General features: G+C 67.3%; 3 protein-coding genes and 1 pseudogene. 1 reads left to right on the top strand and 3 read right to left on the bottom strand.

The window, feature by feature from the left end:
- Positions 1 to 522, bottom strand: a pseudogene (locus AB0447_RS35915) (hypothetical protein); the annotation flags it as partial.
- A 556-nt stretch (positions 523 to 1,078) separates the two neighbouring features.
- Here AB0447_RS35915 and AB0447_RS35910 point away from each other — a divergent pair.
- Positions 1,079 to 5,929, top strand: coding sequence for an FG-GAP-like repeat-containing protein (locus AB0447_RS35910; RefSeq protein WP_366481169.1), 4,851 nt, complete (start codon positions 1,079 to 1,081; stop codon positions 5,927 to 5,929).
- A gap of 72 nt (positions 5,930 to 6,001) precedes the next feature.
- Here AB0447_RS35910 and AB0447_RS35905 read toward each other — a convergent pair whose 3' ends face one another.
- Together AB0447_RS35905 and AB0447_RS35900 are read right to left on the bottom strand one after the other, a co-directional pair.
- Positions 6,002 to 6,349: a hypothetical protein gene (locus tag AB0447_RS35905; RefSeq protein WP_366481168.1), complete on the bottom strand. Its 348-nt coding sequence runs from the start codon at positions 6,347 to 6,349 to the stop codon at positions 6,002 to 6,004.
- Positions 6,346 to 11,271: RHS repeat-associated core domain-containing protein (locus tag AB0447_RS35900; protein WP_366481167.1), on the bottom strand; the 4,926-nt coding region annotated here is incomplete at its 5' end. The genes AB0447_RS35900 and AB0447_RS35905, both read right to left, overlap by 4 nt.

Genomic DNA, 11,271 nt, shown 5'->3' with positions numbered 1-11,271 from the left:
AACCGGAGCCGAAGTCTTACCCGCATCCGTGCGGTTGACGTTCAGGAGAAGGCTGCCCGCGCGGCCGACGCGCTTTGCGGCCGCCTGGTCCAGCAAGTCGACCTTCAGCTTGACGTCGGTCGGTGCAGCAACCGGGGCTGCATCGGCACCGGCTGCCGAGGACCGCAGCTTCGCGGGGTTGGCGGACGCCGCGGTAGGCGCGACGGCGGCGACCGAGACGGGCAGCTTGCCCGCCTTGACCGGCTTGCCGGCCACGCCGGTGTCCTTGGCCGGGAGACCGAAGGCCCCACCGGTGGCCGACTTCAGTGCCGTTGCCGGCGCAGCCGGGGCGTTCGGCAGCTCGATTTCGGCCGAACCAGCCGCAGGCCAGGCGATCTTCGGAGCGCCCTTCCACGCCTTCAGGTCCGACTCGGCGGGACCGGAAGCCGGCTTGCCCTTGACGTTCTCGCCGTTGACCTTCGTCAGCTTCTGCAAGCCCGGCAGCTTGGCACCAGAGGCGGCGGACGCCTCCAGCACCGTCATGCCACTGGCGAGCAGTGTCGTGGCCAGCAGCGGTATGGGCCACCGCCAGACACGCCTCAAAGGCGCACGCATGGCGTGCGCCTGGGATCGTCTCAAAATTCGAACACTCCGTATCCGTGCGTGCGGGTGGATGTATTTCCGCACTGTTGAACCAATCTGGCTGAACCTAACAGCGGAGGATCGCGGACGTCGAAATTCCGAGGGGTTGTCGAGGGGGCTCAGCCCCGCGTCACCGCTGGTCCGAGAGGGTAAGCGGAATATTCTATTCGGAATTTGGGGTTCCGTAGAATGTCTGATAAGGGGTCGTGCGGCGAGGGGGTTCGTCGGGGAACGAGTCGAAATTCAGGGCCTTCGGCTGTTACAAATCAATCGAACACCTGTGAAGTGTTGGCGGATGGCTGAATTTCAGCCTCCGGTTAGAGGTTCAACCGATCGTTTTCAGCCGCCCCCGAGAGGGGGTTGCCGGAAACCGACCCCGAGGACTCAGTCAGTGAGACCCTTCCCGACACGGGACCGCGTCGCGGGACCGCCCTCCCGCAGGGCACCCGTACTCACCATGGCGACCGCGCTCGTCGCCACCCTGCTCGGTGCGATACCCGTGGCCGCCGCGGCCGCGCCGGCCGTGGCCTCCGCCGCGGCCAAGCCCAAGCCGGCCGCCACGACCGAGGCGGAACGCACCTCCAAGGCCAGCGCCGAGGCCAAGCGCACCGGCAAGCGCGTCGAGATCGTCTCGGAGCGCACCGAGAACGAGGAGGTCTGGGCCAACCCGGACGGGACCTTCTCCGCCGAGCAGGCGCTGGCGCCGATCCGCGTCCACCGCGGCGGCAAGCTCGTCCCCGTGGACACCCGCCTCGCCAAGCAGAAGGACGGCCGGATCGCCGCCAAGGCGACCCGTAGCGGGCTCAGCTTCTCCGGCGGCGGCAAGGCCCCGCTGGTGACCATGCGCAAGGACGGCCGGGACGTCACCCTGACCTGGCCGAAGCCGCTGCCCAAGCCCACCGTGGAGGGCAACAGCGCCACGTACGCCGAGGTCATCAAGGGCGTCGACCTGCGGGTCGCCGCGGAGGCCACCGGGTTCACGCACCAGCTGGTGGTCAAGAACCGCGAGGCCGCGGCCAACCCGGAGCTCGCGTCCCTCACCTTCGGTCTCAAGGGCAACGGCGTCACCGTGCGCAAGGAGGCCAACGGCGAGCTGCAGGCCGTCGACCCTTCGGGCCAGACCCTGTTCAGCTCCGCCAAGCCCCAGATGTGGGACTCCGGCGCGGACAAGCCGGCCGCGCAGCCCGCTGCGCAGCCCACCGCGACGGGTGCGAAGGCTGCCCCCCTCGCAGCCCCCGCCGCCGGCGCGACCCCCGCGCCTTCCGCCGACCGGGTGGCCGCCGTCGACGGCATCGCCCTCGGCAGCAAGCAGGCCGACCTCGGCGTGGCGCTGAAGGGTGACAAGCTCACCCTCACCACGGACCGGAAGCTGCTGACGGCCGCCGACACCACCTACCCGGTCGTCATCGACCCGAAGTGGCGGGACGACTGGAAGTCGGCCTGGGCGGTCGCCTACAAGCACAACGGCATCCCCGGTACGGAAACCACCAACTACTGGAACGGCGGCACCCTCAGCAACGACGCCCGCGTCGGCTGCGCCAAGGACGCCGCCAAGGGCGGTGCCGTCGTCTGCGCCAAGACCTTCTTCCAGGTCGGCATGGGCGCCCTCCACGGCAAGATCATCAAGGACGCCACCCTTCGCATCCAGCAGAAGTCGGCCGGCTCCTGGAGCTGTAACTCCGGTGACATCCAGGTCTGGGACACCGGCACCATCACCAAGGCCACGACCTGGAACAACCAGCCGGACTGGCAGCGCCTCGTCGACGCCTCCGGCCAGTCCTACGGCGGCCGCAACTGCCCCGGCGACGGCGACACCATCGAGCTGAACGTGACCTCCGCGGTCGCCGACGCCGCTCGGCACAAGTGGGGTTCCTGGACGCTGGGCCTGAAGGCCGCGAAGGACACGGTCGACGTCTCCTGGCGCAAGATGAACCCGGACAGCGCCCGCATCTCCACGCTGTACAACACCGCGCCGACCGTTCCGACCGAGCGCTCGATCGACCCGTACGTCCCCTGCGCGGGCGGCACGTTCGGCAAGACGGACGAGGTCGTCCTGCGGGCACGCGTGAGGGACACCGAGGACACCGCCCTCAAGGCCGAGTTCCACTACTGGAAGGCCAACGACTACAGCACGCTCAAGAAGACGCTCGTCAGCGTCAGCTCGGGCAACGTCGCGCGCCTGCCGATCCTCGGCAGCACGCTTGCCGGTACCACCTACAAGTGGGACGTACGGGCCACCGACGGACATGACGCGGGCCCCTGGGCCGGTCAGTGCACGTTCAGCATCGACTTGGCCGCCCCGAAGTCGAAGCCGACCGTGAGCTCGACGCAGTTCCCCGCGGACGATCCGGACAACCCCACCTTCGCGCGCACCGAAGGCACGTTCACCTTCGGAGCCAACACGGTTGCCGACGTCAACCGGTACCAGTGGCACACGGCCGGCGACCCCACCGTCCGCACGGTCAACGCGACTTCTACCGGCGGTCCCGCGCAGATCAAGTACACCCCGGCCGCGGCCGGCCCGCACTCAATCTTCGTGTGGAGCCTCGACGCCGCGGGCAACCGCTCGGACACCACGCTGTACAACTTCTACGCCAAGCGCCAGCCGGAGCGGGACAAGCACGGTGACACCAACGGTGACGGCCTGACCGACATCTGGAGCGTGGACCCGGGCGACGGCCAGCTGTGGATGGTCCCCGGCAAGGGCGCCGGCGCCTTCGGCACGCCCCGGCAGACCAGGTACGGCAATTTCGCAGACGCCCGGTCGCTGACCCAGTGGGGCAGCTGGAACGAGGGCGACTTCTACGAGGACCTCATCGCCCTGCGCCCCTCGGCCGACGCCAGCCGCCAGAGCCTGTACGTCTACCGCGGACAGGGCGACGGCGAACTCGAGAACCCCGAGGCCAGTGCGATCGAGCTGACGACCCGGTACAGCGAGAACGATCACTGGGGTCTGGCCGATCAGGCCCTGGCCATCGGCAGTGTCAACGACGACGACGGGGACGGCCTGGTCGGCGAGACCGATCAGCCCGACCTGCTGGTGAAGGCCGGCGCGGAGCTCTGGCTCTACTTCGGCGCAGCGGACGGCATGCTGGACCACCGTGGGCTCGACCCGATCGCGCTCGGCAACGCCGACTGGCAGAACATGACCCTGAGCGCCCCCGGCGACCTCAACAAGGACGGTCTGCCGGAGATCTGGGCCCGCGACAAGGTCAACGGCACGATCCACCAGTACACCAGCCGCAAGACCACCGACCCCGCGGCGATCGCCGCGACCGACCTGACCGTGTACCAGGACGCCGCTGTCCGGACCAGCTCCATCGGCTCCGGTTTCAAGGCGGCCACCTGGTCGCACCTGACCAGCCTCGGCGACTTCGAGCCGGACGGCTTCCCGGACCTGTGGGCCCGTGACAACAACGGTGTGATCTACGAGTTCCCCGGCCACGCGCCGGTCAACGGCGACGTCTTCGGCGCAGCCCGCCAGATCGCCGTCGGCGGCACCCCGTGGACCACGTGCGAGAGCGTGGCCTCGGCGGTCTCCGGCACGCACTCGCTCTGCGGCCCGATCCTGGCCAAGTTCAAGGCCAAGGGTGGCACCGCCTGGGCCAAGCCCTCGGGCAACGTCGCCAACACGGCCGACGGCGGCAAGTACGTCCACCTGCGCGGTCCCGGCCGCACCAGTGACAACATCTCCATCTACTGGCACCCGAGCACGGGCGCCTGGGCCGTCGAGAACGGCATCCGCACGAAGTGGTTCAACCTCGGAGGGGAGAAGGGCTTCCTCGGATACCCGACCTCCGACGAGAGCAGGACCTTCGACGAGATGGGCGCCTTCACCACGTTCACCGGGTCCGGCGGCAACGGCGCGATCTACTACTCGCCCGAGTTCGGTTCCTGGTCGATCCACGGCGGCATCTACAAGAAGTACCTGGAGACCGGCGGCCCGAGCGGCTACCTCGGCTACCCGACCACCGACGAGACCAACCACACCGACGGAAAGGGCCGCTACAACCACTTCCGCCCCCGCACCAAGACGGCCGACACCGGCTCGATCTACTGGACCTCTGCCACCAGCGCACAGCCGGTCTCCGGCGGCATCCGCACCAAGTGGATGGCCCTCGGTGCCACGGCCAGCTACCTGGGCTACCCGACCTCGGGCGAGTACGAGGTCTACGGCGGCGTCCGCGAGGACTTCCAGGGCGGCTACATCCGCTACAACTCCACCACCGGCGTCAGCCTGGAGCACAAGCCGGCCGACCGCACCGCCCACCTCCGCACCGACCTGTCCGGCGACTTCAACGGTGACGGACGGAGCGACCTGGCGACCGTCTACGACTACGGCGACAACACCACCGCCCTGTGGGTGCTCAACGCCCGTGCGGACGGCGGGTACGAAGAGCCGACGGTGCGCTGGACCAGCGCCAAGGGTTCCTTCTCCTACGCCCGCGCCAAGTGGGTCGCTGGTGACTTCAACGGTGACGGGCGGGCCGACATCGGCGCGGTCTACGGCTATGCCGACGGCAGCAACGCGCTGTGGAACTTCCTTTCCAACGCCGACGGCACCTTCACCCCCCTCAAGGGCCTGACGGCGGCCGTGGGCAACTTCGACTGGACCAAGGGCATCTACGTCGCCGGCGACTTCAACGGCGACAAGCGTGCCGACATCGCCATGGTCTACGACTACGGCGACGGCGCGGCCGGCCTGCACACCTGGACGGGCAACGCCAACGGCACCTTCAACTCGGGCGTCGCCAGCTGGCGGGTGCCCACCGGAAACTGGTGGATCTTCCACGCCTCGTTCCGGGCCGGTGACGTCAACGGCGACGGCCGCGACGACATCCTCGCGCTGTACGGGTACACCGCCGGCGGCGTGGCGATGTTCACCTTCATCGGCCAGCCCAACGGCGGTTTCGCCGCTCCGGTCAAGTCGTGGACCAAGACCAAGGAGGAGTGGGAGTACGCGCGCACCAAGTTCACCGTCGGTGACTACAACGGCGACGGGCGTGCCGACGCGGCGCTCAAGTACGACCACGGCGACGGCCGTGGCTCGCTGGACACGCTGCTCGGCCAGCCGGACGGCAAGGTGGGCGCCGCGATGCGCAGCTGGGACACGCCCGAGGGCAACTGGTACGCGTCCAACGCGGGTATGCCGGTGTCGGGCGACTCCGACGGGGACGGCCGTGACGACGTGTCCAGCATGTACAACTACTACAACGGTGCCACCGGCGCCTTCACCTTCAAGAGCCGCACCGACGGCGGCTTCGCGAACGGTTTCCTGAGCTGGCAGACCCTGCCTGGCACCTGGTAACGCCCGCATGACATGAAGAAGCCCCCGCCCGGAAAACCGGGCGGGGGCTTCCTCATGCCTGTGCGGGTCGGGTCAGGAGCCGAACTCGATGCCGTGGCGGGCGCCGATTTCGCGAAGTCCTTCCGCGGCGCTCCTCAGGGCGTCTTCAAGCTCCGGCAGTTTCAGCTTGGCCTGCTTGAAGTCAGCCTCGCTGGTCACGGCCTTCCATGCGCGGCGGTAAGCATCCTCAAGTTCAAGGACCTTTTCCACCATCTCGGCATACTCGTCGAGATCGGGACCCGCCGATCCGATCATTCCCATGCTCAATTGTGCGCGAGTGGAGATGATGTCCCCGACGTAGCGGATGTGGGAGGTTCCAACCCGCTCGCTCAGGAGGATCTCAGCGAGAACGGCATCGTGGTGCTCCTCTTTCCGGCTCATCCCGATCCCTTCTGTGCCTTCAGCATCTTCATGAGCTGTACCATTCCTGGGGCGCCGGCTGGGATATCGACCCCTCCTGCTCTGAGGACGTCAACTGCATACGTCATGCAGCTGTTGTGGAACTTATCGTAGCCCCCCATGGGTTGGTCGATGTTCTTCCTCTGGTACCTCTTGGCGGCGCCTGCGTCGGGCAATTCGAAGGTTATCTCGATGACGTTCTTCCCGAGAGGGCCGGCGCGATCGGACGTGGTGGGGGACCCGGAGGGAGCCGCACCTTCCCCATCCCACTCAGGGAGCACCTGCTCGGTTTCGAGGGATTTGCCGTGACTCTCCACGCGGATGGTGGAATGCTCCATGTCCTCATCCCAGCGGACAGTCGCCGTGCCGCGGCTACTGCTCTTTCCTGTCAGGCGACTCTCGGTACCGGTGTCCGTGTTCTTGGTGATCGATTTCTTGGGAGCGTCGGCCTTCTTCGTCTCGTCGGCCTTCGACGCCTTTCCTCCGCCGTCGGTGTTCTTCGTCTTGGTGGTCGATGCCTTGGCCTGCTTGGCTGCGGTGGCTTTGGCTTCGTCGGCCTTCTTGGCGGCTGCGGCTGCTGCTTCTTGTGCGGCTCTTCTTGCTGCTGCTGCTTCTTCCTCGAGTTTTCTTGCTCGCTCGGCGGCTTCTTCTATCTGGCGTTTCCATTCGGCCAGGTCCTCGGCGTACTTGGCCATGGCCTGCTGGTAGCGCTCGACTCGCTGGAGGATGTCGCGAGCCTTGGCGAGTTTTCCGGCCCAGCTGTTGAAGGCTTCCCAAGCACGGTCGAGTGCCTTGATGATGCGCTTGGCGCGCCCGGCGAAGGGCAGTGCCGCATCGAGGGCGAGTCCGGCGCAGGCGCCCCATGAGCCGTTGAGGCAGTCGCGGATGTCGTTGTAGCCGGAGGCGTCCTTGAGGATGCCCATGGCGATTTCCAGCGCGACGTCCAGGGCGCTCTTGCCCTGGATCATGTTGGCCCAGGCCACCTCGGCGTCCGTGAAGTCCTTGACCGGCATCGTGGGAGGCGCGATCGAGAGACCGGACGGGTCGCTGAAGGTGATGGGCGAGTTGTTCGCGTAGGCGTACGGGTTCTGCTGTTTCGGCTCGCTGAAGTCGACGATCGGGTCGACCGACAGGAACCGGCCCGTCGCGGGGTCGTATTCTCGTGCGCCGAGGTGGACGGTGCCTGTGGTTTCGTCTATGTCGCCGCCGACGAAGCCCTTCTTGCCCGGCCACACGGACGGCTGTGCACCACGGGCATCGCCGTACGGGGCGAACTTCCGGCGGGTGACGGCCCCGGTCTTGGAGTCGACCGCGGTGGTCGCCGTGCCGTTCTGGTCGGCCATCAGGTAGGACGTGGAGGTCACGCCGTCCTTGACGGTCTTGACCATGGTGGGGCCGGCCGGGTGGGCGTAGTACCGCGTGCCTTCCAGCTTGCCCGCCGTGGTCAGCTTGACCTCGGTGCCGGCCAGGTAGAGCGTGGTGCCGGTCTTGTCCCGCTTGATGAGACGGTTACCGCCCACGTCGTACACGAACTCGGTCGAGTCGGTGCCCTTGGTGACCTTCTCCAGCTGCCCGCCTATCGTCCAGTCCAGGGTCTGGGTTTCGCCCTGGATGGTGCGGGTCTTGGTGTTGCCCGCGACGTCGTAGGTGAAGGTGTCGGTGCGGGATCCGCCGGGTCCGGTGGTGTCCACCTTCTGCAGCCGGTTGGCTGCGGGCTGGCCGGGGGTGCCGTAGGTGTAGGTGCGGGTGACGTCCTTGGTGAGGTCGCCGGTGGGGGAGTGCTGGATTTCCTTGGTGCGGTTGCCTGCGGCGTCGAAGCTGTAGGAAGTCCAGTAGGGGTTGGGTCCGCCGACCTGGGGCTTGGAGCCGGGTCCGGCTGCGTTCGGCTTGGCCGCGCAGTCGTCGGTGGCGGTCCAGGCCTCGTTCATACGACGCATGTAGTCGTATGCGAAGCACTGGGTGTCGGCGGTGGGGTTGGTGCCCTCCTTGTCCGAGATCTTGAGGATGTTGCCGATCGCGTCGTAGCTGTACGACGTGTCGTTGATGGCAGTCGGTGACCGCTCCTGGCTGTTCACGGTGCGGGTCAGGCGCCGGTTCTGCTCGTCGTAGAAGTTCGACGTGTAGACCTGGGCTCCGGCGGGGCCGGCGTAGGTGCGCAGGACGTCGCCCATGGGCGAGTAGTCGACCTTGTCGACGAACGTCTTGCCCTCGATGCCCATCACGGTAGGCAGTTCGAAGTGGTTGTACTGGATGGTGGTGAGCTCGATGGGCAGACCGGCGACGGCCGGCTGCTCCATCCAGTCGACCAGCCCGGTGTTCTCCCGGTAACCGGTGGTGAACTCGTACGTGCCCCCGAGAGCACCCTCAGAGGAGGGAATCGTGGTCTTCGACCCAGTGGGGCGGTACGCGATGTCGTAGCCGGTGACCTCCTGGGTGTACGCCTGCCCGTTCACGTAGCGGGTCGATGCGACCGGCAGGCCGATGGCGCCCGGCAGGGTGTCGTACGTGGTGGAGGTCAGCTTCGGACCCGTGGCAGAGCCTTCGCGGGTCGCGATGACGCGGCCGAGCGCGTCGTACTCCGGAACGACTGTCTTGCCGCGACCCTCAGTTACCGAAGTGACACGGTCGCCCTGGCCGTACGTCATGGACGTCGTGCCCTTTTCGGGGTCCGTCTGCTTGGTCTGGCGACCGCGGATGTCGTATTCGAAGCCCCACTTGTCGCCGGCCTGGTTGACCACCGATTCCAGCGCGCCGCGCTGGTTGTAGGCGTAGGTCGTCTTGTCGTAGGCGCCGGTCGGAGAGTCCGAGCGGAAGTAGCGGAGTTCGGTCTTGCGGCCGGCTCCGTCGAGGAAGGCCCGGGTGGGGGTTTCACCGGTGGGCGGGTCGACGGTGATGTTGTCGCCGCCGTAGGTGGTGGTGGTGCGGGAGGTTTCCTCGCCGAGCTTCCTGGAGATCTGCGCGGTCGAGCGGCCGGAGCCGTCGTACTCGGTCACCGTCGAAGACGGGACCTCGTTGTCTCGCGGGGCGAACTGCACACCCGAGGCGGTGCCTGCGGTGTAGTAGGCGCCGTTGGACTTCCAGACCTGGCCGAGGCTGTTGTAGAAGGTGTCCGTGATGATCCGACCGCCGGCCAGCGCCTCCATCTGGGTCTGACGGATCCGCAGGCTGCTGTCGTAAATGTCGTAGCTGGTGCGGTACGTACCGTCGTCCAGCAACGCCTTGTTCGTGATGACGACCGGGCCATCGGTACGGACGTCGTACGAGAACATGCCGCTGGGTGACTTGGTCAGCGGGTTCCGCGACGGACCCCACACCTTGGCCAGGCGGCCGAGGGCGTCGTACTCCATGACCTGGCGGCGGCCGTTGGTGTCCTGCTTGGCCAGGACCGAGCCGCGGCCCTGGTCGGTCTCCGTGGTCTGAGTGTGGCCGGCGTGGTTGGTGGTGACGACCTTGGTGACGATCTGGCCGGAGGCCGGGGTGTAGTCGACCTTGCTGACCTTGCCGAACACGTCGGTGCTGGTCTTCGGACGGCCGTAGACGTCGAAGGTCGCGCTGCCGTCCACCTGGTACTGCGGAGTGCTACCCGAGTAACCAGTCAGCGACTCCGTCGACTTCAGATTACCGACTGCGTCGTAGGACATCTTGACGTCGGCGGTGACGTCCGCCGGGCGCTGCACGGTGGCGTCACACGCCTTCGCGACGGTCTCGACGCGCTTTTGGCGGGCGATGATCCAGCGGGTCTCGTCCGCGTCGTACTCGTATCGGGCGCAGCTGTCGTCCGACGGGTCAGCGATGTCGCCGAGGTTGGAAACCTGCTGGGCGAAGCCCCGGGTGTCGTAGTCCGTCTTCATCGCGGTGCGGCGCCAGCCGCGGCCGTCGGACAGGAGGATGCGGGACTGGACGCCGGCGGTCTGCTGGACGAACGCCTGCTGCGGTTCGATGTCCTCCGCCGCGGTTTCGCCCTTGCGGAGGCGGGTGGCGGTGGGGCCGTGGAGCCAGGGGGTGTAGGTGGTGGCTGCTTCGAGGGCGCCGCCTTCGCCGTTGTAGGCCAGGACCTCGCGGGTCTGACCGGCGTAGAGGCGGTGGTCGGCTATGCCGTTGCCTTCGGAGTCCTTGACCGTGACCGACTTCTTGCCGCCGTCCGGGCCGGCACGGTCGCCGTCCAGACCACGGAAGAAGACGGTCTCCGTCATGGAGCGCTTGTCCGGGGCAACACCGATCAGCGTCTTGACGCGGGCGTAGCCGCGCCACTGGGACCAGGTGCGCGTCTTGGGGCGCATCATTTCGGTCTCGTCGTCGAACGCCCACGCGGGGTCGCCGATGAACTGGTACTCGGTGCGGCGGGTGGGGGAGTTGCCGTTGCGGTCTTCCTCCTGGACGGAGTCCACGATGTGCTTGTGGAACCAGTCGGTGGAGTAGATCTTCCGCTCGCGGGTCGGGTCGGTCGGGTCCGGGAGTTCGGAGATGACCGGGTAGCAGCGGAGGTTGTTCGCCTCGGGTGAGGCTGGCATGACCCGGGGGTCGGCAGCCTTGCACTGGGTTGCTGCGTAGTTGGCCCGGATGGTGGAGCCGGTCTCGGTGTCGATCGCTTCGATGCGGTAGCGGCGGTAGGGCGGCTTGCCGTCGCCCTGGCCGTCGACACGGTTGTCCAGCTGCTTCCCGCGGAACTTCACCGGCGGCAGCTCGATCGCGGTGCCGTTCTTGCCCACGTGGCGGATTTCGGAGAGCCACAGGGGGTAGTCGGTGCCGTCACCGGTCATCGGGAACCCTTGGACCAGGTTCCAGGTGTCGACCGGCTTGTGGGTGGTCCCGTTCCAGACGAAGGTGTTGACCTCGGTCAGCCGCTTGCGGGTGAAGAAGGTCGGGGTGAACCGGCCCTTGCATTCCTCGCCGGCGGCGCAGAG

This window comes from Streptomyces sp. NPDC051211 (assembly GCF_040689505.1).
Classification (GTDB): domain Bacteria; phylum Actinomycetota; class Actinomycetes; order Streptomycetales; family Streptomycetaceae; genus Streptomyces.
The sequence above is the reverse complement of the archived record's forward strand: the minus strand, read 5'-3'. Positions and strand labels throughout refer to the sequence as shown.